The following is a 22,810-nucleotide window of genomic DNA, read 5'->3' as shown; positions in this document are numbered from 1 at the left end:
AATAAGCGATGTATTTACAATTCGTATCTTATATAATCATTTTGAACGCATCAATAGATATAAGAAGTAAGGCACACTGAGCATGGTTACAATAATCCCTGCTGGAATATCCGTCTTAAAGCTGACCGTTCGGGCAATTGTATCCGCTGCAAGCAGCAAGATCGCACCAATTAGAGCTGATGCCGGCAGAAGCACTTTGTAGTCGTGACCTACTAGCTTGCGGGCCACATGCGGACTAATCAGTCCAACAAAGAAGATCGAACCCCCCAACGCCACACAACCAGCCGCAATGCCTACAGCCGCAATCGCCAGGCGCAAAAATTTCCGCTTTACGGCAACTCCTAATCCTATCGACATTTCATTGCCCAGCACCATGGCATTCAATGTCCGGAAATTGGAAAAAATATAGGCAAACAGCAACAAAACCCACGGTACCAGCAAGCTGATATAAGACCACTTGTCTCCCCATAAGTATCCTGCTTGCCAACGCTGCGCAAACTCATACTTCTGGTCATCCAGCTTTAAAGTCAGAAATAAAGTCAAAGCACTTAATCCCATATTAATTGCAACACCAGTCAAGACAAGTCGTGTAGAAGAAATCATGCGATGTTTTCTATAGGCTAGAATATATATCAGAGCTGCTGCCAGCAAACCGCCCACGAATGCCATAGATGGCAGCAATAGTGCTATAGCGGCGCCTTGAAGGCTCACAGTTGAGATAATCAGCAACACCATAAGACCCGACCCCGAGCTAATGCCAAGCATGCCGGGATCAGCAAGATCATTGCGCAGCAACGCCTGCATAACAGCTCCTGCCAGTGCCATCCCAAATCCAACAAGTATCGCTAATACGATCCGGGGAAGACGAAACTTGTAAACAACGAGATTGTGCTCATCTGAGCCTTGTCCAAGCAATACTTGAAATACTTCAAGCGGATTGAGAGACACTTTTCCCGTATTAAGACTAAAAACAGCTCCTGCAAGAAGCAATATGAAGAGAGATAGAATCCATATTGCCGCCTTATACGATTTAACAACGTTCATTTGAAGGCTCTCCTCTCTTTGCTCGCAATTAGCAAGAAGAAAGGAACACCAATCATTGCAAAAATAATGCCCAGTGCTGTCTCTGCCGGACGATTAATCAGCCTTCCTGCGATATCCGCCACAACCATAAGTGCGCCGCCGTAAATGGCTGATGCCGGAATAATATAACGATAATCCACACCTACAAAAAAACGCATCATATGCGGTACAATCAGCCCTACAAAGCCGATTGGCCCTACAAGCGCAACAGCGACACCCGCAAGTAAAAGAACGGCAAGCGTAGCGATCATCTTAATGAGAACGACCCGATACCCGAAGCCTTTCGCGATCTCTTCCCCCAAGTTTAAAACCGTGATAGAACGTGCAATGAATAGTGACAAAGCCAGACCGCCTAAGAACCAAGGAATGACCAGCTTAATTTCCATCCATGTCGCTCCTGCCACACTGCCCGATGTCCAATAAGCAAGGGCGCGGCCAATTCCATAGTTTAATGAGATAAATGATCCCATAGCTCCAAATAGCATTGTAAATGAAATTCCAGCAAGCACCAGTCGTTGAGGTGTCATTCCTGAACGATTCAATGACGCGGCAAGATAAGTTAATCCTGCACCAAGCCCTGCACCAATAAAGCTAATTAGCAAGGTTGTCGTTTGCAGTTGCCCTGGTATGAAAGCCAGTGTAACGGCCATTGCAAGAGCTGCTCCTGCATTTACTCCCATTAATCCCGAATCGGCTAACGGATTTCGCGTATAGCCTTGCATGACCGCTCCTGCTACTGCGAGACACATGCCCGCAATCATATCAGCTGCCGTACGCGGAATACGAAGGGCGTGAATAATCTGATGCTCGGTCAGTTCGGGATCAAAATTAAAAATCGCTGTCCATGCCGTTGTCAGGCTCATGGAAGCAGAACCAAAAGAGATAGAAGCTGCTGCCGAAAGCAGCAGCAGCACTATCCCTAACAGTAAAAACAGACCGAAATACGATTTTCCCTTTAAATCAGGAATAACAGTTGTTCTCTCATCCGGCTTTCTATTTCTTTTCATACGCTGACACTAGCTTCTCAACTATAAAATCAAGCTGCTTATCAAGAGAGTAGATATCGGAGTAATATGAAAAATCAAACCCGATTTCGAACATTCTACCTTCTTTAATAGCTGGAATGCTGTTCCAAATTGGATTGTCCGACAAATCATCCGCCCCATCCCATACAGAGCGGAACACGAAGTCTCCTATGTACTCAGGCAACACTTCCAAGGAAACAAACCCTCCAGTAGCCTTCTCCCTCCCATCAATCTTCTTCTGAATAATCTCTGGTGCCTTCAGCCCTAAATATTCATAAATAATTTGAGAGCCCCTGCCGTAAAGCTTGCTATCGATAACCGCCATCTCTTTTTTGCCGCCCTCGATAATGGTTACGGTCTTATCTAAAATTCCAAGTTCATCAAGCTTCTGCTTGCTCTTCTCCACCTTCTCGTGGAAATTATCCAATAGAGCTTGTGCCTCCTGCTCCTTGCCAAACACCTCGCCAATCTTCATTATACGTTCATCTGTCGCCATTTTTTCATAAGGAATAGGGATGGTAGGCGCTATATCCTTAAGCAATTCGTAAGTTTCTTCAGAAGCAGCCAAGATCAAGTCCGGCTTTACGGCCATAACTGCCTCCGGATTAGGCTCATACCATGAACCCAGATTTTCAATATCCCCCATCTCTTCTGCAAAGGCCGCTCCTTCAAAGACACTCGAAGTACCTACCGGCTTAATGCCAAGTGCAAGAAGATCCCCTTGAAGATATAACACGGCAACCCGCTCCGGATTAGCAGGAACGACAATATCTCCCTTCAGCGTGGAGATGGTTCTTGTCTGGGCCTCCTTACTGGTATTATCAGTTGCATTTGAATTATTGGCTGGTGATGATGTAACTTCAGAAGCTTTGGAGCCATTAGAATTGGTGGCATTAGAACCGACGTTTGCAGATCCGCATGCACTTAAAAGCAGGGTAAAGCTAAGCAGCATCACTACAAAAAAACTTGATGTCTTTGTTATTCCCATAGGTGAAGACCCTCCGATTACTTTATTATGGAAATGATAATGATTATCATATTCCAAAACATTATATCGGGAGAGTATGTTCTCGCCAATGGAGAATCCGGCGGTGGTAAATGGACGATTGTCCGATGAGCTCATCTGCCTGCTTGCCTTACGGAATCGGATCGGAGATTGACCCTTATATTTACGGAACATGCGACTGAAGTAATATACATCGCTATATCCGACTTCTTCTGCAATATCGCGAAGCGGAGCATCGGTACATCGCAATAGTTTTTCTGCATGTTGAAGCCGGAATCGGATCAAATATTCGATCAAGCTGAACCCCGTCTCCCCCTTAAAGCGCGTTGATAAATGACGAGGGCTGTAATTAAATTGTTCTGCTATAGATTCTAGTGATATATTGTGACGATATTGCTCCTCGATATAGCGGACAACTTGCCCAATGACATCCGGTTGCCCAAGGTTAATTCCATCCTTTGTAAACTGCTTCAATAATTCATGTACAAACTGATAGAACAATGCTTTAACTTGAATTCTTTCCAACAGGCTTCCTTGTGCCCAGAGTTGTTCCATGGCCATTAGTTGATAGTGCAGCGGCAATGGCTCCAAAGACTCGAAGCCATACTGCATCCGAAATGGATTGGTGCGTTCCAAAAGCCTTGCCAAATCCTTTCTTCCCGGCAAGGAGGCTCTATAGAATAATAGATAATATTCAAACATCTCTCCTGCCTCTATGCTTAGAAGCATGCCTTTGCCGCCATGCACAATATAATGATGATCTGCATCATAATCTATGCCGTTAAGATTCAAGCTGGCGGTACCCCGCACCGTGTAGATAAATCCACATGCAGGCAATATATAGCCGGACAGCTTGTCCCCGGGCTCCATCACAGCATGCCGAATATCCAGTACTTTAACAGCAGCATGATTCCATGCGACAATATGATCTTCCAGCTTCATCTTGCAATTCACTCCGATCTGCTCCACAATCTGTTTGAGTTCATTATACCTCAAAATATTGATAATGATTATCAATTAGTATTAGGCAGTTCCTCTATTTTGTCAATCGCCGTTTAGCATCGTGTTTACTTATAGCCTCACATGAACTTTAAGGACGCATAAAAAAACATCGCCAAGGATCTATGACCCTAATAGCGATGTTTCGTTTAGAAGTGGAGCTTCCGCTGCTTGACCACATCACGACATAGAACACCGAAGTTCAAAACGTGGCTCTAAAATATTGTAATCCTCTGAAAACAACTCTGTTTCGAGTATAATTCTTTTGCTATTTCTTGCAAATAACTCTGCAAACTCTGTAGTGGCCGCTTCAATCTTGCTTTGTTGTATACATTTTGACATGAACTCCCCTGCGGGTACAGTCAATAGCTGCTTTGATTGCCCTTTGCCGTATTCTATCTCAATGGCTTGATAGCGGTTAATACTGTCGTTTTCGTAAATATAAAGCAGGCCAAACTCATATCCCGGTTCCAAGCCCTTTGCTGTGGCTTCGAGGTATAGATTGCTCAGCATGCTATAGTGGTCGGAATGATTTGCCGCTCCTTCAAAGCGTTTTACATAATACCTCTTCTTTGGAATGTTACGAATAACGTTTTTTCTCGCTTTTTTCAAATCCTCGCCAAATTTGAGTTCTTCTCTATAGGCTTCAATCAGCCTCAAACTCTCGCGGATAGTGTGAATCTTTTTTTCCGCTAATGCTTTGCCGTGTTCAAGAAGCTTTGCATAGCAAATTTTTTGGCCGCCATTTTCCGTAAACTCATCAAACTGGCGCAAGGGAATATCCAGTTCAACGCACATCTGTATCGTATCCACAATGACAAGCTGTTGCCATGTGTAATAGCGGTAGCTTGTTGCAGGGTCTACATATGCGGGTTTAAGTATGCCGATTTTATCGTAATAACGCAGGGATTTAATATGCGCCCCTGATATTTTTGATATTTCACCAATGGTTAATAATTTTTTTGTCTGCATGAAGCACCTCTTGACCCTCCCATTATGGGATAGTTTACGCTAAATATATGCCTTGATAAACAGGACTGTCAAGGGAATAAATCAACCTGGAGGTTACTATGAACGTAAAGTTTAGAAACAATTGCAGTATTGCAGCATTTGGCGAAGATTGGCACAAGATACGAGAATTCTTGCTTGCAAATGACTTCCGTCATTACTCCTACGCCCAATGGGGATTTTGGACAACTCACGCCAATTTGGACAAATCGGGGCTAAAAGATGTTGCCCTGTGGGAAGCGGACGGCGAAATCGTATCCATGGTTACTTACGACTCCGATGGAACAAACGGCGCCAGCTTTTTTGCCTGCAAAGAAGGCTATGAGCATTTGAAAAGAGATATGCTCGCCTATGCCAAGGACGCTTTTTGCAACAAAGGCGAATGGGTCGCGATAATTAGTGAGCAGGACACAGGATTTCATCATATAGCCGCTGAGATGGGCTTTATTCCGATGGAGGACGGACAAGAGAATACATCTATATTCCCTTTAACCGGGCAATATGCCGCAAATGAAAGTGCCTTGCAATACAGCTTGCCGGACGGTTTTATTATTTCTGATTTAGAAAAATCATACAGCACAGAAAAGTACGCCAAACTGTTTAAGCAAGCATATGATGAGTTGGTGGATAACAGCGGTTTTTTGCACCCGACACCAGAGGACTATGGGCTGGAGTTAAACGCGCCATATGTTGACAAGAAGCTGAAAATTGTCGTACTTGCGCCAAATGGCGATTATGCCGCCTTTTGTGGCATGTGGTATGATAAACGTTCATCTTTCGCATTAGTAGAGCCTGTAGTGACCTCCCCCGATTATAGAAAACTGGGATTAGGGAGAGCGGTGGTTTTAGAGGGAGTTAAGCGTTGCGGGAAGTTGGGAGCAAAAGAAGCATTGGTACAGGCTTCCTTGCAATTTTACTACAGTATCGGCTTTAGGCCATATAGGACCACAACGGCATGGGTTCCGAAGCGAAAATAGGCGGGCATTGAAGGATAAGCTATGGATAACGCCCGGACAAGCACCTGTTAGTATTTTAGACAGGTGCTTGTTTGCAAGTTGTTTTACGATTGTTGGCAGTCTGTTTGCACTCCGATCCACATCGAATTATCGTTCCCGTTACGCCCGTCTACTCCTTCGTGTGCAAGGGCATATTTCTCGATAATCATTGCTGATTTGTCTTGTCGCAAATCATGCATCTCCCGGTACCTCTGCAATTCTGCTGACCTGCATGCAATATAAATAAGTAAACATGACCTCACAGTTGTACCATGGCGCATAATAATGCTCCGGATCCGCGATATTAGGAAATGGAATAAGAATTTCATTCCGCGAGGAAACTAATGTAAGGAAACCTTAATCCATTCCGACAGGAAGTGTTTACATCTAATGAACACCAGATATTGGTTTCATTTAGCATTGATTCTGACTCTGTCCGTAGGTTCGACAACCTGTAGCACGGTTGCTCTGGCGCAGAATATCCACAAAGATAATACCTCCTCCATCCGTCCGTTTCGTGTCAGCTTTCCGGAATCGGAACTTACCGAATTGCGCAAGCGTATAATCGCGACAAAATGGCCTGACAAAGAGCTGGTCCCCGACCAATCCCAAGGCGTGCAGCTCGCAACGATGAAGGAACTTGCGCGCTATTGGGCAACTGATTACGATTGGCGCAAGGTCGAAGCGAAGCTGAACGCCTTGCCGCAATTCAAAACGGAGATCGATGGAGAGGACATTCACTTCATTCACGTTCGTTCGAAGCATAAAGATGCTTTGCCACTGATCATTACACATGGATGGCCCGGTTCGATCATCGAAATGCTAAAGGTTATTGAGCCACTTACCAATCCTACAGCTTATGGGGGTAAGGCATCGGACGCTTTTCATCTGGTCATTCCGTCGATTCCCGGCTACGGGTTTTCTGGCAAGCCGACCAAGACCGGATGGAGCCCCGAACATATCGCACGTGCTTGGGCAGAGCTGATGAAGCGTCTTGGATATTCGAAGTATGTAGCGCAGGGTGGCGACTGGGGAGCGATTATCACAGATATGATGGCTGTACAGAAGCCCGATGGACTAATCGGTATTCACTCGAATATGCCTGGCACAGTTCCACCAGAGATTGAAAGGGTGCTTAAATGCGGTGACCCGATGCCCTCCGGTCTCACTGATGACGAAAAACGTGCTTTTGATCAGCTACAATACGTATACGGTCACATCGGCTATGCCGATATCATGGGGACACGACCGCAAACGCTAACTGGACTGGCAGATTCGCCAGTCGGTTTGGCAGCCTTTATGCTGGATCATGATTCAAAAAGTTTGAAACTGATCTCAGATGCCTTTGCCGGACATCCTGGTGGCCTTTCACGAGATGATGTCCTTGATAATATCACGCTTTACTGGCTGACGAATACGGCTATATCATCGGCTCGTCTCTATTGGGAGAACAAGTTGCCCTTTTTCACTGTAAAGGGCGTAGAGATTCCAGCTGCCATAAGTGTTTTCCCAGATGAGCTGTATCAAGCACCGTTAAGTTGGGCCAAGCAGGCGTACCCTAAGCTTATGTATTACAACAAGCTTGACAAGGGTGGGCACTTTGCAGCTTGGGAACAGCCGGAGCTATTCACTGCAGAACTCCGCCAAGCGTTCAAGTCACTTCGCTAATGGAATAATCGAGGAACAGTTCGCCGTGGCAGGCAACTGTTCCTCGATTATTTTGCGGATACAGTAGCAGAAATACACTACCAAGGCATACAAGCCACATGATGATATCTACTTAATATCCTGTTATTTATCTTTCTGCTCTTACTCGTCTCCCGTCGCAACCGGATTCTCGTTCTACGAAATCCAATCGCTCCAGCTGCCCGCGTACAGCTTCACATTGTAAAAGCCAGCGCGTTGCAAGGCCAGTATGTTCGGGCAGGCGGTAACACCGGAGCCGCAGTAGACGATAATCTTGTCCTCCTTCGGCAGATTCGGAAATCGTTCGCGAAGCAGCTCCGGCGACTTCCAGGAGCCATCCACATGAAGCGCATCCTTCCAGAAGTAATGCCGTGCTCCCGGAATACGGCCGGCCACCGGACTTGCACCGGCTAGAAGATGCTTCTTTGCTGGACACGTTATACATAAAAAATGCCTTGGGAAGAGAACTCCCAAGGCCTCGTTTGCTTTAGACGATGCGTAGGCTGACGATATCCTCGTCGGCGATAACGAATTGAAAGTTTAATAGTAACGGGTCGGGTAAGCCAGCTTTATCGTAGGTTCCATCCAACTTGAATGTTACCACAAACTCTTCCCCTTTTTTTTGGACTGTTATTGGCTCTAACGTTACATTTGCACCAAAATGGTTTTGCTCACTCCACTCCTGAATCGCCTGTTTACCAATTCTTTTTATTCCTTCATCTAAGACAACTGCATTTTCAGAAAAACAATCAACAAATGCTGCTGGATCGGGTTTGTTGGATGCAGTAATATACCTGCGAATTACGGAAGGAAGTTGATTAAGATCCATGTTGTTCGCTCCTTATCATGGGTTATTAGACTGTCGGAATAGTTCCCCCATCAATGACGTATTCACTACCTGTAATAGATGCCGCACGGTCGGAGACCAAAAATGCAGTTAGTTCTGCTACTTCTTCAGGAAATCCTGGACGACCAATAGGAATCCCACCGAGTGAATCCAGAAGTTGTTCAAGCGCGGTTTCTCTACTCCCGGTTTCTGTTGCGATGCGATCAATCATTGCGTCCGCTGCCTCTGTTTGAATAAACCCAGGGGACAACGTATTTATCCGAATGCCTTGAGGAGAAAATTCATTCGATAATCCTTTGCTATAATTAGTAAGTGCGGCTTTTGCTGATGCGTAAGCCAGTGTAGTTTCATACAAAGGCAATCTCCTTTGTATTGAAGTAAAATGAAGAATAACGCCTGATTTTTTTTCCAACATGAGTGGAATTAAGCTGCGATCAAGTCGAACTGCAGCGAGCAAATTCCAATTCAGTGCGTGTTGCCAATCTTCATCGCTCAGGACAAGTGCACCTCCAGGAGGCGTGGTTGATCCCCCTACACAATGGACAATAATATCTATCCCGCCAAGCTGTTCTTTCACTGCTGTTACCACTTGCTCAACACCTTCAGGTGTGGCAAGATCTGCTTGAACGAACCTTACTGAGGGCTGTAGCCCTTCAGAAAGAGAGCGGGCAGTAGTAAGGACAGTAGCTCCACTGTTTGCAAGTCTCTTCACGACAGCTAGTCCCATTCCTTTTGTCCCTCCTGTAACAAGCACTTTCTTACCTTCAAACTCAGTTGCCGAAAAATCAAACACTTTATTCATAAAAATACCTCCTAATTTGTTCGAAATGAATTCATTAAACTCAAGCTCCATTTGACTTTAGTGAGTTGTCCATCTGGAACTGTATTCATATTACACTCGACACGCTTATAATGTCCAATTTATAATAATAATAAAATTAATGAATATTGTTTATGAAATGAGGCGGTATTTATGGAGCTTACCCAGTTAGAATACTTCATGACTGTTGCACGGCATGAACACATGACCTTAGCCGCTAAAAAGCTTGGGATTACTCAACCAGCCCTAAGTCATGCTATTGCCAAACTCGAGAATGAAATTGGAGTGCCTTTATTTGAAAGAAGTGGACGAAATGTAAAGTTAAACCGAAACGGAACAATGTTCTCCATATGGATTGGCAGAGCCCTGCAAGACATTGAAAATGGCGTTAAGGAGATTGAAGAGTGGTCTAACCCGGATACAGGGGTTATTACGTTATCTTACCTTAACATTCTTGGCGTTGACTTAATTCCGCAGTTAATTCGTCGTTATCAGTTTGTCTATCCTAAAGTTCGATTTGAATTGACTCAGGGAAATTTGGGGGATATTGATAAGCATCTAGAGCAAGGTTTTTCAGACATTATGATTACATCAAAAGAATCCATATTAGACAATCATCAGTGGATAATGATTCAAAAGGTCCCTTTATATATTGTTATACCTTCTCAACATCGTTATGCAGGTTGTTCCACACTAAGCTTGTCAGAATTATCCGGAGAACCGTTTATTGGTTTAAAAAACAACTGTGGATTAAAGGAAACGATTATGTCCCGATTTCAACATACCGGCTTTGTTCTAGATTCAGCATATGAAGCTGAGGACTTGATTACAGTAGCTGGATTTGTAAAGTCAGGTCTCGGTGTTTCTGTTTTGCCAAAGACACTGGGGTTACAGTTGGATGGTTTAGTCTGGGTCCCGATTATTGACGAGGGCTGGTATTGGGAAATCGGCTTGAAGTGGAGAGATAATCGTCATATCTCATCAGCGGCTAAACGTTTTATTGCGTATGTTGAAAACTCAAATTTTGGGGATAACTAAGATAAACCAGTCATTAAGCAAAAATACAATTAAGTTTACTCGTGCTGCAACAGTATAATATGTACCTTCTGGATAGGTGGTCACTCGACCCTGTGACCTTGCCTTGAAAAAGTAGACAGCAAGAAACCCTCAGTTACAACGGTTTGTCTACATATTTATCCCGCCTTAGATTGCTTTAATGGCGGGATATAACCGTTAGAGGAATGATCAACCCTTTCGTGGCTCCAGTACGGCCAACAGCTTGTTTTAAAGCGGCGGAGACCAGTTCCGTATTCATACGACTGCCATAGCCCATCCAACAAGGGCTCGGCCATGCGTTCCAGGACACCTGCTAGATACAACCAGCCTTCATCGGTAGGAATGTATGTAATGTCTGATCCTGTGGCTTTTTATGTGAATGTCTCGTATGGTATCGAGCAGCTCCTTGATATATTCAGTCGGAACTATACTAATTTTATCTATCAAAACCATTCTCTTTTTTATAATTATCCTAGATAATACTTTTAATTCCAATATATCATTTCAATTGAGTAAATGTATAGCTCATTAAAATCAATCAATTAGTTGGTTGCTTGTTGACTTCAACACACCCCAACACCACGCAAAGAAGTACACCGCCACATGAACGATGTACTTCGAGTCACAACCTGTATAATTGCTTATGTCTTCTACTCTTCCCCAGTCGCTATTGCATTCTCGCTGTAAGAAATCCAATCGCTCCAGCTGCCCGCGTACAGCTTCACCTTCTCGTACCCTGCCTCGAAGAGTGCCAGTACGTTCGGGGTGGCAGAGATACCGGAGCCGCAATAGACGATGATTTCGTCTTCCTTCGGCAAATCCGCAAATCGTTCGCCAAGCAGCTCCGGCGACTTCCAGGAGCCGTCGGCATGCAGCGCATCCTTCCAGAAGTAGTTCGCCGCACCCGGGATATGCCCCGCGATTGGATCGAACGGCGCCTCACGACCCGCATACTGCGCAGCATCACGCGAGTCAATTATGCTCACGTTCCCTTGGGCGCGGCTGGTGGATGCTTCACGCACCTCATCTACGCCGACGAGCCAACCGGCTCGCGGGGCTGGCACGAATTCGCGTGGCTCCGCGATAACTACCGGCTCCGCCGAAACAGCTTCACCGGCAGCGGTCCAGGCCGAGTAGCCGCCATCCAGCACTTGCACGCTCTCCGCGCCCAAGTAGCGGAGCACCCACCACAGCCTTGAAGCGGCGGGTCCGTTGCCATCTTCATAGGCGACGACGGCCGTTTCACGATCGATGCCGAGCGACCCGAACAATGAAGCAAGACGTTCTGGCGAAGGCAGCGGGCTGCGTCCCCCATGCTCCTGCTCCGGATCGGTCAGATCAGCCTTGAAGTCGATAAATGAAGCACCCGGCAGATGCCCCTTCGTGTAAGCCTCACGGCCGTACGACGAATTCTTCGGATTAAACCGAACATCCAGAAGCACGATCCTCTCTCCGCTTTTCAGCCTGTCTTTCAGTTGCTCCACGCTCACTATGTTAGTCGACATGCCCTTCCACACTCCTCAGCTTTGTTTTCTTAAATTGTAAATTCCAGGCTATCCGGCGACTTCACTTCATGAATAGCGGCATAAATATCATTCTGAATTTTCAGCAGCTCAATGTCGTCGCGCTTGCGCGGGCGCAGCTTCGGCACCTGGAAAATCCGGTTGATCCGCCCCGGTCTGGGAGACAGCAATACCACCCGATCCCCCAGAAAGACTGCCTCTGACACGTCATGCGTAACGAACACGACCGTCTTCTTTTCCGCTTCCCATATCTTTAACAGATCATCTTGCAACTGCAGCCTCGTCAGATGGTCAACCGCGCCAAACGGCTCGTCCATAAGCAGCACCTCGGGACTGTTCGCCAGCGCCCGGGCAATCCCGGCCCTCTGCTTCATGCCGCCGGACAGTTGATGGGGATACTTGTGCTCGAACCCGTGCAGCCCGACCAGATCGAGATACTGCTGCGCTGCCTCCCGGCGCTTGTTCTTTGCGATGCCTTGCAGCTCAAGCCCCAGCTCGACGTTCTTGCTCACCGTTCTCCACGGATACAGTGACGGATCTTGAAAAACAACGCCCCTCTCAATTCCCGGTCCTTTAAGCTTTTTCCCGCCGAACCATACCTCGCCCGAGGTGGGCAGCTGAAGTCCGGCCAGAATTTCAAGAAGCGTGCTTTTGCCACAGCCGCTCGGACCAAGAATGCTGAGAAACTCCCCGTCCCTGATCGTCAGATTAATATTGGAGAGCGTCTCTGTCGGAGCCGCTCCTCCGTATACCTTCGATACGCCCCGGATTGAGAACCCCTCCATACGATCACCCCGCTCCGCTTATTTTTTTGGAATAAACCTTAAGTCCAGCAAATCCTTGATATCGTAAATTTTGTCCTGGAAGCCTAGATCGACTTGAACCTGCTGAGTATCCTGCAGTGCATTCAGATCCACGTCCGGGTTGTTCTCCCAGAGTACGTTCTCGCGCTCAAACGCTTTATCTGTCACGGCCGCATCAACCTTCACGTTATCGAGAAAAAACTTCTTGTATTCATCCAGATGGCTCTTCGCGTATTCCTGCGACTTGAAATATGCACGCAGCAGCTTCTCCACAAGGTCCGGGTGCTCCTTGATAAAATCGTTGCGGGAAACCAGAACGCCCGTATGGAAGGTCGGCAGGTAATCCCAGCCTTTCGCGAGAATTTTGCCCGTTCCTTCAGTCTCTGCGAGGGAAGCAAAGGGTTCATGAATGATTGTGGCGTCCACTTGTCCCGATGTCAGGCTCGCATACGCTGCATCATTCACTCCGTTAGCCAGATACGTGACATCGTTTTTACTCAGGCCATGCTTGTTCAGGATTGTCTGTGTGTATACGTCCAGGCCACTGCCCAGCGCAGCCGCTCCGACCTTCTTGCCCTTCAAATCCTCAATACTCTCAATACCCGGCTTCGCAATCAGGTAGAACGGTCCCTTCGTGCGGAACATCGACGAGACGATTTTCAGCGGCGCTCCCTTGCCCGCAGCTACGATCACGTTTGTTGTCGCGCTGTCGGCGATGTCAACGTCTTTGCTCGTCAGCGCTTCAATCGGATTCTGCGTGGAAATCAGCTCAACGTCCAGGCCTTCATCCTTGAAAAATCCCTTCTCAATCCCGAATCGTACGGCCAAACCGCTCACCCCGTTAAACGGAGAATATTTTATTTTTTGAAGCTCAGCCGAAGTCCCGCCCGATGCTGAATCTGTTGGCGTTGTGCCCCCAGTTACAGGGGCTGTACCTTGTGCGTTATTGCTGCTGCCGCAGCCTGCGAGAACGAGCGCAAGCGCCATCGTCACGATTCCGGTTCCTATCCATTTTCTCTTCATGATGTCTCTCTCCTCCTGAGTTCAAGCTCGTTTATGATGACTTCCATCTAAGCACAACCCGCTTCTCCAGCAGATCGATCACAGCAATAATAAGCACGGAGACAACCGTCACGACCGTAATAATTGCAAAAGCCTTTGCTGTATCGTACAACGAAGTCGCTTGCACCAGCAGATTGCCGAGTCCGTCCTTGGACGCTACCATCTCACCGAACAGCGCTCCGACGAGCCCTGTTGCAGCTGATACCCGAAGTGAAACGAAGATGGTCGGCGCCGAAGACGGCAGAATGACCTTCATAATTGTCTGCAACTTGGAGGCCTCAAACACCCTGGCAACCTTGAGGTGGGCTTCCGCTGTCTGCTTGATTCCCGTAATGGTATTGAACGCAATGGTAAAAAAGCAGAACAGGAACACAATTGCGACTTTGTGCGATAGTCCGATTCCAAGCCAGAGCATCAGCAACGGGATAATCGTTACCTTCGGGATGGCCAGGAGCGCTGATAAAAACGGTCTAAAAAACGACTCCGCATGCGGAACGAGAACGAGAAACAGCCCCGTCGCGATTCCGGCAAACACGCTAAGCAGATATCCCGCTGCGAACTCCTTTAGTGTAACGATTAAATGATGGAATATTTCGCCGCCAGAGAACAGCTTTAAGATCTCTTCTATAACCTGGGTGGGCTTCGACAGATACAGGCTGCCGACAATCCCCGCCCGGACCATGTATTCGATGATGCCCAGGCAAGCGAGCAGCAGCATGACTTGCCCGATTATAATGCGCCATCTGTAGCGCCTCTTGCTATCCTGGTTGCTCATACCGTTCTCTCCTTCCAAACCGCCGGCTTACACAAGCTTCTCCCGCTACTCGCCCGCACCTTGCAGTGCCGCCTTCCGGGTGAAGCGGTTCCCGGGGCGGGACAAGCCGAAGTGCCCCCGGAACGTGTCCGCTTCATATTCCGTACGGAATAGCCCACGACGCTGAAGAACCGGCACAACGAGGTCGATGAAGAGATCGATTCCGCCCGTCATATAAGGGGGGCAAATATTAAACCCGTCGGCCGCTCTTTGGACGAACCATTCTTCCATCTGATCCGCGATCTCCTCCGGATCGCCGACGATCAGCAGATGGCCTCTTGACGTGGCTGCAAAGTAGTGGAACAACTCCCGCACTGTAATATCCTTGCGGCCTTCCGCCCTCTGTGCCAGACCAACCAGCCACTTCGCCTCATCTCCCGGAAGCGTCGACAGCGACAAATCCGGCAACGGCCCGTCGAGCGGATACGCGGATAGATTAATGCCGATTCTCGCCGACAGTGGCGCTAAATCATAGTCTGTCACAAGCAGACTGTTGAGCTCCCGGTACTTGGCCTGTGCTTCCTCCTTCGTGCGGCCGACAAGAGGAACAAGGCCCGGCAGGATGAATACCTCGTCGGGACTTCTTCCATGCTTCACAGCCTTCGATTTGATATCGGCGTAGAACTGCTTGGACACCTCAAGCAGAATCTGCCCGGAGAAGACGGCGCTTGAGAGCTTGGCACCAAGATCGCGGCTTCGCTCCGATGTCCCCGCGTTCAGGAGCGGAATCTGTCCTTGCGGCGGCCGGGCTACGTTCAGCGGACCGGCAACAGTGAAGTGCTCCCCTGCGTGATCGATCCGGTGCACCTTCCCTCCGTCGACAAATACACCGCTCTCCTTGTTCCGGACGAACGCATCGTCCTCCCAGGAATCCCACAGTTCCTGCACAATCTTCACGAATTCATCCGCGTAATCGTAACGTCTGGAGTTGTCCCAATGCTTCTCCCGGCTATAGTTCTGAGCCGCTCGTACATCCATGCCTGTAACGACGTTCCACGCCAGCCTCCCTCCGCTCAGGTAATCGAGCGATGCTGTCTGGCGCGCAATCGTGTATGGCTCGGAATATGTGGTGTTTGCCGTTACAATAAGGCCGATCTTCTCGGTTACCGCCGCGATGTTCGCAATCATCGTGAACGGCTCGAGGCGCACCATCTGCGACGGGAATGTATGCTGCATGTCCGGGCTTGTCGCGAGGGCATCCCCAAGGAAGAAGAAGTCGAACTTCGCTTCCTCCAATCGCTGAGCGATCCGGTGCAGGAACTTCGGATCGAAGGCCCCGTCGGTTACCGCTTCCGGGAGCCGCCAGCCGGCCGGATGGTAGCCGGTCGAGAACAGGAACAGGCCGAGGTGGAGTTGGCGCTTGGGTTGAGTCATGTTTTTCATCCTCCTGAATTGATAGTTTATCTATATGAAAAGAAGGTTTTATTTCAAAAAAGACCGATGCTGCTGGAGATATCATCTATCTCTGCCAACTCCTGCGGAGTCAGCCTCTCTTCGGCATGCTGTAATGCATCCCGGATCTGCTCCGGTTTCGAGGCCCCAAGAATGGCGGAGGTAACATAGGAATGGCTAAGCACCCAAGAGAGGGCAAACTGTGCCAGTGTCCAGCCTTTCGCTTCAGCCAGCGGCTGGATTTTGTCAACCAGCGCGTACGCCGGATTCGATTCCAGCAGCAGCTCCAGCCTCTTCTCGCCCAGCGCAAGCCTGGAGTCTGCCGGAGGAGCTTCGCCTTGGCGATACTTGCCGCTCAGAATGCCTCTGCCCAGCGGGCTGTAGCTGATGATGCCCACCTTCTCGGATTCAACAAACGGTACGAGCTCCCGCTCGATCCCTCTCGTTATGAGACTGTATTCGGGCTGAACGCTCTCGAACCGGTGCAGGCTGTGCAGCGCGCTTATCCCATGCGCCTTCGCCAATTGCCACGCCGCATAGTTGGAGCAGCCCAAGTAGCGGATCTTGCCCTGCTTGACCAGATCATCGAGTGCCCGCAATGTCTCCTCGATCGGCGTTTCGGGATCGAACGCATGTACCTGATAAAGATCGATATGGTCGGTCTGCAGCCGGCGCAAGCTGTTTTCCAGTGCCCGGTAGACGTGGTAACGGCTCTGTCCGCCATCGTTGACGTTCGGTCCCACATGAGCGTTGAACTTTGTCGCAAGCAAAATGTCATCGCGGCGGCCGCGCAAGAGGCGGCCCAAAATCGCTTCGGATTCGCCGAACCCCGACTGGTCCAGCGTGTCCATTCCGCTGCCGTACACATCTGCCGTATCAATCAGATTAATTCCCGCTTCCAGAGCTGTATCCAGCACCTCTGCCGACTTGCTCTCGTCGATCCATCTGCCAAACGCCATCGTTCCCAGGCTGACTTCGGATACTTTCAATCCTGTTCTTCCTAATCTCCGGTATTGCATTTTCGCATTCCCTCTCCTTTGGATACGACAAAAAGAACAGACGTAGGCCGCTTCACAAATTCAGCGTCTCTCCGTCTGTCCGGTCAAGTTGTCGTATTTAAATTTTTATCGGTCAATTTGCAGCAATTCCGCAGAAGCCGTATGACCGAGAGATAGCGCCAGCTCGTAAGGCGTCTCGCCACTGGCATTCTTCTCTGTCTTGTCGGCTCCATAGCTTAGAAATTTCTCAACGAGCGGCACATTGTCAAAGTAAGCCGCTACATGCAGGACATTGAAGCCATTTCTCAGCTCGCCTTCACACTTGGCATGAATGTCGGCTCCACCCTCCATCAGCAGGTCTACGAGATGCCCGTATCCGCCGAATACAGTGGCGTGGATCGCCGTATTGTTAAGACTGCCGTCACGGCTACGAGCGTTGATATCGACACCGCGGCTAAGCAACAGCTCCACCGTCTCGGTATTGCCGAAGTGTACGGCTAGAGACAGCAACGGGAACCCGTCGTGACTGTAGCTGTTGAGCAGTCCGGGGGACTGATCCAGCAGCTCCTTTACCCTGGAGCTGTACCCGACGGCAGCGGCCTCGAATACGTTCAGCTTGCCCGCTCCGTTCTGCAGCAGCAGTTCCTTAATATCGTTGGCTCTCATGAACGCGGCCAGCAGGACGGGAGTCTCCCCCTGCTTGTTGCTGGCGTTCACCAGACTTGCGTCCTGGTGGATCAGTTCGGCGACCTTGCCGATGTCCCTCAACTTGACCGCCTCAAACATCTCGTTGCGCAGCCGCTGAAGGTTGTCAGCCTGTTCTCTCGCCCTTATCAGCAGATCATGGGAAGCCCGCACCCCCATATTGACGAAGTGGGCAACCGCTCTTGAGCGATTGGATTCGAGCCCCGACTCGACAAGCAGATCCACAGCCTTGAGTGCCTCGTCGTCTAGTCGGATGGAGAGCACTGCGGTACTTTTTTTCTTTGGCATGGTACTCCTTGTCGCTTACGTGTAATTTAAATTACAAAATTACTATAGCATGGATTCAAAAGTTTGAATAGACTTAAATTCAAATTGTTTTACTAGGATATACTTTTCACCTTCACCCTTTCTATAGATAATGACAAAATCAATTTATTCACCCTGGCCTCTTTGTATAGCATTACCCAATTCGTGATCCGTTTTCTTTAGATTTAGTACAGGTCTATTATTAAAAAATAAGCCTGCGTAATCTTCCCTTTGGTGTTGAACCTCAAAATGAAGCCATTCAACCGATTTATCTATATTGGTTGCGGGAATTACACTGTAAGCTAACACGATTTATCACATCCATCATCCCTTCAAGAAACTGGCAGCTATTAAGCTTCATTTAAAAAACTGAATGTTAAATGTTTACTTCATCCCAGTTATAAATCACATATCCCAACTTACATAAAATTACAACTATATAACTAATGTTTATGTTTAAAGATTTTTTATGTCTTCGGAATGTTGAAATTATGCTTAATCCTCTTGTATGACTTTATTAGTATGCGATATTCTATTATCCCCTTAACACTCCATAAAGAAGTGAATATTAACATAACTGCATTAGCAAGAGATAGCATCATACCTATTCCTACATCTGATGTTCTTAAAAATTTGGCTATGTTAAACTTTGTTGTTGATATTTGATAATTACGAACAAGAGTTCTATAATAAGGGCAATATAACTGTTCGGAGATGATTTGCCCATGGATTTAAAGGAACTGAAAAAGCTTGCTGATACGTTGGACGATAATGGTAAGCGAGAACTTATCTACTTTTTGCAGTCCCGAACCAAGGGAGTGGCACTTCCAGTTCGAGCGATTGATGAAATTCAAGAGCAGAAGCATAAAGATGGACTTGTTTGCCCGCATTGCAAAAACCATTCTGTTGTTCGATTTGGAAAGTACGCTGTAAGAACACGCACTGGAGAGGTGAAACGTCACGTTACCGTTGTAAGTCCTGTCGCCAAACATTCAATAACCTTACGAACACCCCTCTGCAACGAACGAGGCGACCTCATATGTGGGTTCGTTTTATCGAATGCATGATTGAGGGCTTTTCTCTGAGAAAATGTGCAGAGCAGTTAAACGATGAAGTCACGCATGTCACCTTGTTTTACTGGCGGCATAAGATTCTTTCCGCTCTGAAGCAGATTCCAACCGAAGCATTTCAAGATATTGTTGAAATGGACGAGACCTACTTTCTTTACTCGGAAAAGAGCAAGCGGAATATTGCCGAACGCAAGCCACGTAAACTTGGCGGCAAAGCGAAATATCGTGGTATAAGCCACGATCAAGTGTGCGTGCTGGTTGCCCGTGACCGTCAGAAAATGACTTACTCTGGCGTACTTGGGCGTGGACGTATTCGGACTACAAAATTAGACGAAGCGATTGGTGGTCATCTATCTGACTCAAACGTGTTATGCACTGATTCATGGAGGGCATTTAGCTCCTATGCGAATTCAAAAGGCATGACTCATTACCGATTCAAGTCCGACGGAAAACAACGTGTGAAAGGCGTGAACCATATCCAAAACGTAAACAGCTACCACAGCCGCTTGAAGAAATGGATGGATCGCTTCAATGGTGTTGCAACAAAGTATTTGCAGAATTACTTGGCGTGGTTTCGTTACTTAGACAGCAAGGAATATGAGAATACCGCATCGAATAAGAAAAAATATGTTGGTCAAATCGTGCCTGTTTACTGTGACCGACACGAACACCAAACTTCGGCTTTCTGCTTATTCTTGTTAAGCTAACGGGCAGTTATGCGTAACTTTTAGGGAATGTAAACGTCTAAATAAAGTAAGGAACGAGGAGGCAGACATTTCATGGGAGGAACGAATGTATGGGATGCGGAGTGGGAGGTTAACGAAGAGCAGGCGCGGACGCTGATCGGCAGACAATTCCCTCAGCTGTCATCGAAGCAAGTGAAGCGATTGGGCTGGGGCTGGGACAATACGGTTTTTCTCATCGGTGACGAGTACGTGTTCCGGTTTCCAAGAAGAACGATTGCAGTTGGCTCGATTCGTATGGAAGGGAAGCTGCTGCCGAAGCTGGAGGCATATATGACCATCCACTATCCGAAACCGTTGTTTTATGGCGAAGCAAGTAACGAATACCCGGCACCATTTCTTGGCTATGCCTACGTGCCAGGAGATTTCCCCATCGGTTTGACGGAAGAACGCCGGGCTTTATCGGCAGAGACGCTGGCGAAATTTTTGCGGAGATTGCATGAGTTTCCGGTGCAGGCGGCGCTGAAGTGCGGAGTTCAGCAAGATCATCGAAGCTTGACAGACATAGCATCGCGCAAAGTGAAATTGGAGGGCTTTCTATCGAAGGTTGTTGAACACTTGTCGCCGGAGGAGTCCGGTGTGATCGAAGCGTATATTAGCAGGCTGCAAAAGGACCGTGTCGAGGCGGTGAATGCACTGCTACATGGCGATCTTCATTTCAAAAATATGCTTGTGAATGAGAGCGGGATCGTTTCCGGCATCATTGATTGGGGCGATCTGAGCGTAGGCCATCCGGCTTGCGATTTGAGCGTTGCTTATAGCTTTTTACCACCTTACGCTCGTGGCGTGTTTTTCGAAACGTACGGAGGAGCGGACGAGGAAACGAAACTGCTGGCGCGGCTGATCGCGGTATACATCCCCATACTGATCTTAATGCAAGCGGTCGATGACGGGAATGAAGTGATTGCGGCAGAGGCGAAATCCAACATCATGCGGGCACTGTCGGATTAGGCTCATTATTTCGTTGGGGCTATGGCTATCGGCACCATTTTGTCGTTTAAAGGCCGCGATAAGGTACGATCCGCCTTCTCTGATGCCGCTTTATGTTGAGGAACACGAAATTCAACAGAGTAAGTCGTTGCGCTAACGGGACACGATAGCAATAAACCGCCTTTTCAACGAAGGCGGTTTTCTTATGGTCAAATATCAACATTAGAATTTAACATAGCCAAAAATTTAAAACATAGATGGACTATTAATGTTATCAGGAATAAACCTAATCCTATGAAATTAGGCGATTAATCCGAGCTTATCACTCCTTACAAGCTAGCACTTGCAAACCATCAGCTCGTTTCCGTCCGGGTCTTTGAAGCCAAACCAGTGACCGTGCTCGATTGCGGTTGTCAACTGTACATTTTTGGATTGCATGTATGCATAAGCGTCCTCAATATGATCCGTGTTAAAATGAAAGGCAGGAACCTTGAATACATCGTCTTCTGAATAAATTTTGCTATCCAATACAACATTAAGCGCTTGTCCCTGCATCGGAATGACATACAGGTGTCCGGCTATAATCTCCCCGTCATTAGGCAGCCCTAACAGGTCACAATACCAGTCACGCGCACGCTCAATATCAGCTACAGGAATAAATATGGCCCCGATTTGATTAAGAATTGGATTCATCTTATAACCTCCCTCAAATGATTGGTTTTTTGATAGGCCTTGATAGGAAATTGACTTGGGTTTTCTTATAAGAGTTTGGAATATGCATAATGAATCACTTATTAAAAGGCTTATTTATTTATAAATCAACTTCAATTGGATAATATTCCAACTATTACTATATCATTATTTGCTTGAAAAATCTTAAAGCAGTAAACGAAAATCATGTCTATGGATTTTTAGGAATGGAATTTGGTCCGATCGGCCAGAGCTATGGCATTGACTCGGTTGTTGCACCGTACAACTAATAAAAATTCCCCTCCAAGCAGACCGTTTAATGAGTTACCGTGTCTACTTAAAGGGGAGCCTATTTCATTGCGGAACAGCCCTGAGCTGGCAATTATCCTTTGACCGCGCCAACCAATGCGCCTTTTACAAAATATTTTTGCAGGAACGGGTAAATAAACAGGACGGGCAAGGTAGTCAGCATGATTGTAGCATATTTGATCGTCTCGCCGATTTTGCGGGCTTCGCCGACACTTGCCCCAATCGAAATCGAATCTGTAACATTATTAATCAATATTTCACGCAATACAAGCTGCAGAGGATACAGCATACGGTCCTGAATAAACACGGACGGGATAAACCACATGTTCCATTTATCAACTGCGGTATACAACATAATGACGCTAATGACCGGCATGGACAGCGGAACGACCAGCTTGACAAGCATGTCCCGGTGATTGGCGCCGTCGATTTGCGCGGACTCCTCGAGCTCGGGCGGCAGTGACAAAAAGGCAGTGCGCATAATGATTAGATGAAAGGTTTTAATTGCAAACGGGATGAGCAACGCCCATAGCGTGTTCATCATGCCGATTCCTTTCACCACCAAATAGAATGGGATGAGTCCGGCATTAAAAAACATCGTCACTACAATTAGCTTTATGAAAACTTTATTCCACAGCACATTCCGTCGTGAAAGCACATAGGCCCCGACAATCATCATGCTGAGATTTAACAAAATGCCTCCAACAACCAGCAGCAGCGTGTTCCAGTACCCCCTCCAAAGCGCCGGATTAGCAAGCGCCCGCTCGTAGGCTAATGTGCTGAAACCAAGCGGCTTCCATAGCAAGCCTCCGGCGGTCATCAGACGATCGCCATCGCTTAATGAAGCAGACAACACATAAAGTAATGGATAACAGGTAACGGCTATTAGGACAATTAACGACAAATATACAACGATATTAAGGATGCGGTCTGGCAATTC

At 47.5% G+C, this 22,810-nt stretch carries 19 protein-coding genes and 2 pseudogenes; 5 read left to right on the top strand and 16 right to left on the bottom strand.

Translation table 11 applies throughout. The annotated features are described in order from the left end of the window. Window positions 1–36: 36 nt before the first annotated feature. The 4 genes from H583_RS0123595 to H583_RS37905 form a co-directional block, all read right to left on the bottom strand. Window positions 37–1,044, bottom strand: a complete 1,008-nt coding sequence (locus H583_RS0123595) for a FecCD family ABC transporter permease (RefSeq protein ID WP_028562632.1) — start codon at window positions 1,042–1,044, stop codon at window positions 37–39. Next, window positions 1,041–2,090: a FecCD family ABC transporter permease gene (locus H583_RS0123590; RefSeq protein WP_081667462.1), complete on the bottom strand. Its 1,050-nt coding sequence runs from the start codon at window positions 2,088–2,090 to the stop codon at window positions 1,041–1,043. Before H583_RS0123590 ends, H583_RS0123595 begins: the two co-directional genes overlap by 4 nt. Next, window positions 2,077–3,906 carry an AraC family transcriptional regulator gene (locus tag H583_RS0123585; protein WP_245585977.1) on the bottom strand — a complete coding sequence of 610 codons (1,830 nt, stop codon included), beginning with the start codon at window positions 3,904–3,906 and terminating at the stop codon, window positions 2,077–2,079. The genes H583_RS0123590 and H583_RS0123585 overlap by 14 nt, the downstream gene beginning before the upstream one ends. Window positions 3,907–4,293: 387 nt before the next feature. Continuing rightward, entirely contained in the window at window positions 4,294–5,085 is a 792-nt protein-coding gene (locus H583_RS37905) for a MerR family DNA-binding transcriptional regulator (protein WP_051236880.1), read from the bottom strand. Between the two features lie 98 nt (window positions 5,086–5,183). Here H583_RS37905 and H583_RS0123575 point away from each other — a divergent pair, with 98 nt between their 5' ends. Beyond that, the gene (locus H583_RS0123575; protein ID WP_028562629.1) at window positions 5,184–6,098 is read left to right on the top strand and encodes a GNAT family N-acetyltransferase; all 915 of its coding nucleotides are present in this window, start codon (window positions 5,184–5,186) and stop codon (window positions 6,096–6,098) included. A gap of 408 nt (window positions 6,099–6,506) precedes the next feature. Next, on the top strand, window positions 6,507–7,784 hold the full coding sequence (locus H583_RS34030; RefSeq protein WP_051236878.1) for an epoxide hydrolase family protein: 1,278 nt from the start codon (window positions 6,507–6,509) through the stop codon (window positions 7,782–7,784). A gap of 174 nt (window positions 7,785–7,958) precedes the next feature. Here H583_RS34030 and H583_RS0123560 read toward each other — a convergent pair. From H583_RS0123560 to H583_RS0123550, 3 genes and pseudogenes are all read right to left on the bottom strand, one after another. Continuing rightward, window positions 7,959–8,198: pseudogene (locus H583_RS0123560) on the bottom strand (sulfurtransferase); the annotation flags it as partial. Between the two features lie 91 nt (window positions 8,199–8,289). Further along, a complete protein-coding gene (locus tag H583_RS0123555; RefSeq protein ID WP_028562627.1) occupies window positions 8,290–8,631 on the bottom strand; it encodes a nuclear transport factor 2 family protein in 342 nt (113 codons plus the stop codon). 25 nt (window positions 8,632–8,656) lie between these two features. Further along, entirely contained in the window at window positions 8,657–9,451 is a 795-nt protein-coding gene (locus tag H583_RS0123550; protein ID WP_028562626.1) for an SDR family oxidoreductase, read from the bottom strand. A 171-nt stretch (window positions 9,452–9,622) separates the two neighbouring features. Here H583_RS0123550 and H583_RS0123545 point away from each other — a divergent pair, with 171 nt between their 5' ends. Further along, window positions 9,623–10,507 carry a LysR family transcriptional regulator gene (locus H583_RS0123545; protein ID WP_028562625.1) on the top strand — a complete coding sequence of 295 codons (885 nt, stop codon included), beginning with the start codon at window positions 9,623–9,625 and terminating at the stop codon, window positions 10,505–10,507. Between the two features lie 668 nt (window positions 10,508–11,175). On the opposite strand, the gene H583_RS0123540 is transcribed toward H583_RS0123545, so the two are convergent. From H583_RS0123540 to H583_RS0123510, 7 genes are all read right to left on the bottom strand, one after another. After that, window positions 11,176–12,030, bottom strand: coding sequence for a sulfurtransferase (locus tag H583_RS0123540; protein ID WP_036710557.1), 855 nt, complete (start codon window positions 12,028–12,030; stop codon window positions 11,176–11,178). Window positions 12,031–12,059: 29 nt separating this feature from the next. Then, the gene (locus H583_RS0123535; protein WP_028562623.1) at window positions 12,060–12,833 is read right to left on the bottom strand and encodes an ABC transporter ATP-binding protein; all 774 of its coding nucleotides are present in this window, start codon (window positions 12,831–12,833) and stop codon (window positions 12,060–12,062) included. A gap of 18 nt (window positions 12,834–12,851) precedes the next feature. Continuing rightward, window positions 12,852–13,874 (bottom strand): ABC transporter substrate-binding protein, encoded by a 1,023-nt coding sequence (locus H583_RS0123530; RefSeq protein WP_028562622.1) that lies wholly within the window; start codon window positions 13,872–13,874, stop codon window positions 12,852–12,854. A gap of 31 nt (window positions 13,875–13,905) precedes the next feature. After that, window positions 13,906–14,688 (bottom strand): ABC transporter permease, encoded by a 783-nt coding sequence (locus H583_RS0123525; protein ID WP_028562621.1) that lies wholly within the window; start codon window positions 14,686–14,688, stop codon window positions 13,906–13,908. 45 nt (window positions 14,689–14,733) lie between these two features. Then, entirely contained in the window at window positions 14,734–16,101 is a 1,368-nt protein-coding gene (locus H583_RS0123520; protein ID WP_028562620.1) for an LLM class flavin-dependent oxidoreductase, read from the bottom strand. Window positions 16,102–16,154: 53 nt separating this feature from the next. Continuing rightward, complete coding sequence (locus H583_RS0123515; RefSeq protein ID WP_028562619.1) at window positions 16,155–17,138, bottom strand: aldo/keto reductase; 984 nt, start codon at window positions 17,136–17,138, stop codon at window positions 16,155–16,157. 105 nt (window positions 17,139–17,243) lie between these two features. After that, window positions 17,244–18,110 (bottom strand): ankyrin repeat domain-containing protein, encoded by an 867-nt coding sequence (locus H583_RS0123510; protein WP_028562618.1) that lies wholly within the window; start codon window positions 18,108–18,110, stop codon window positions 17,244–17,246. Between the two features lie 743 nt (window positions 18,111–18,853). Between H583_RS0123510 and H583_RS34025 the strand changes: the two are divergent. Together H583_RS34025 and H583_RS0123495 are read left to right on the top strand one after the other, a co-directional pair. Next, window positions 18,854–19,900: pseudogene (locus H583_RS34025) on the top strand (IS1595 family transposase). Window positions 19,901–19,977: 77 nt separating this feature from the next. After that, window positions 19,978–20,892, top strand: coding sequence for a phosphotransferase (locus H583_RS0123495; RefSeq protein ID WP_028562616.1), 915 nt, complete (start codon window positions 19,978–19,980; stop codon window positions 20,890–20,892). Between the two features lie 315 nt (window positions 20,893–21,207). Here the strand turns inward: H583_RS0123495 and H583_RS0123490 are convergent, their stop codons facing one another. Next, on the bottom strand, window positions 21,208–21,564 hold the full coding sequence (locus H583_RS0123490) for a VOC family protein (RefSeq protein ID WP_028562615.1): 357 nt from the start codon (window positions 21,562–21,564) through the stop codon (window positions 21,208–21,210). A 379-nt stretch (window positions 21,565–21,943) separates the two neighbouring features. Then, a complete protein-coding gene (locus H583_RS0123485; RefSeq protein ID WP_028562614.1) occupies window positions 21,944–22,807 on the bottom strand; it encodes a carbohydrate ABC transporter permease in 864 nt (287 codons plus the stop codon). Window positions 22,808–22,810: the final 3 nt, after the last annotated feature.

The organism is Paenibacillus pinihumi DSM 23905 = JCM 16419, from assembly GCF_000422505.1.
GTDB classification, from domain to species: domain Bacteria; phylum Bacillota; class Bacilli; order Paenibacillales; family Paenibacillaceae; genus Paenibacillus_D; species Paenibacillus_D pinihumi.
The sequence above is the reverse complement of the archived record's forward strand: the minus strand, read 5'-3'. Positions and strand labels throughout refer to the sequence as shown.

Excerpts from the sequence above, each read along its gene's own strand:
- H583_RS0123590 (WP_081667462.1), bottom strand. The coding sequence starts at position 2,090 with ATGAAAAGAAATAGAAAGCCGGATGAGAGAACAACTGTTATTCCTGAT.
- H583_RS0123575 (WP_028562629.1), top strand. The coding sequence starts at position 5,184 with ATGAACGTAAAGTTTAGAAACAATTGCAGTATTGCAGCATTTGGCGAA.
- H583_RS0123510 (WP_028562618.1), bottom strand. The coding sequence starts at position 18,110 with ATGCCAAAGAAAAAAAGTACCGCAGTGCTCTCCATCCGACTAGACGAC.
- H583_RS0123595 (WP_028562632.1), bottom strand. The coding sequence starts at position 1,044 with ATGAACGTTGTTAAATCGTATAAGGCGGCAATATGGATTCTATCTCTC.
- H583_RS0123555 (WP_028562627.1), bottom strand. The coding sequence starts at position 8,631 with ATGGATCTTAATCAACTTCCTTCCGTAATTCGCAGGTATATTACTGCA.
- H583_RS0123545 (WP_028562625.1), top strand. The coding sequence starts at position 9,623 with ATGGAGCTTACCCAGTTAGAATACTTCATGACTGTTGCACGGCATGAA.
- H583_RS0123535 (WP_028562623.1), bottom strand. The coding sequence starts at position 12,833 with ATGGAGGGGTTCTCAATCCGGGGCGTATCGAAGGTATACGGAGGAGCG.
- H583_RS37905 (WP_051236880.1), bottom strand. The coding sequence starts at position 5,085 with ATGCAGACAAAAAAATTATTAACCATTGGTGAAATATCAAAAATATCA.
- H583_RS0123490 (WP_028562615.1), bottom strand. The coding sequence starts at position 21,564 with ATGAATCCAATTCTTAATCAAATCGGGGCCATATTTATTCCTGTAGCT.
- H583_RS0123550 (WP_028562626.1), bottom strand. The coding sequence starts at position 9,451 with ATGAATAAAGTGTTTGATTTTTCGGCAACTGAGTTTGAAGGTAAGAAA.
- H583_RS0123495 (WP_028562616.1), top strand. The coding sequence starts at position 19,978 with ATGGGAGGAACGAATGTATGGGATGCGGAGTGGGAGGTTAACGAAGAG.
- H583_RS0123540 (WP_036710557.1), bottom strand. The coding sequence starts at position 12,030 with ATGTCGACTAACATAGTGAGCGTGGAGCAACTGAAAGACAGGCTGAAA.
- H583_RS34030 (WP_051236878.1), top strand. The coding sequence starts at position 6,507 with ATGAACACCAGATATTGGTTTCATTTAGCATTGATTCTGACTCTGTCC.
- H583_RS0123520 (WP_028562620.1), bottom strand. The coding sequence starts at position 16,101 with ATGACTCAACCCAAGCGCCAACTCCACCTCGGCCTGTTCCTGTTCTCG.
- H583_RS0123525 (WP_028562621.1), bottom strand. The coding sequence starts at position 14,688 with ATGAGCAACCAGGATAGCAAGAGGCGCTACAGATGGCGCATTATAATC.
- H583_RS0123530 (WP_028562622.1), bottom strand. The coding sequence starts at position 13,874 with ATGAAGAGAAAATGGATAGGAACCGGAATCGTGACGATGGCGCTTGCG.
- H583_RS0123515 (WP_028562619.1), bottom strand. The coding sequence starts at position 17,138 with ATGCAATACCGGAGATTAGGAAGAACAGGATTGAAAGTATCCGAAGTC.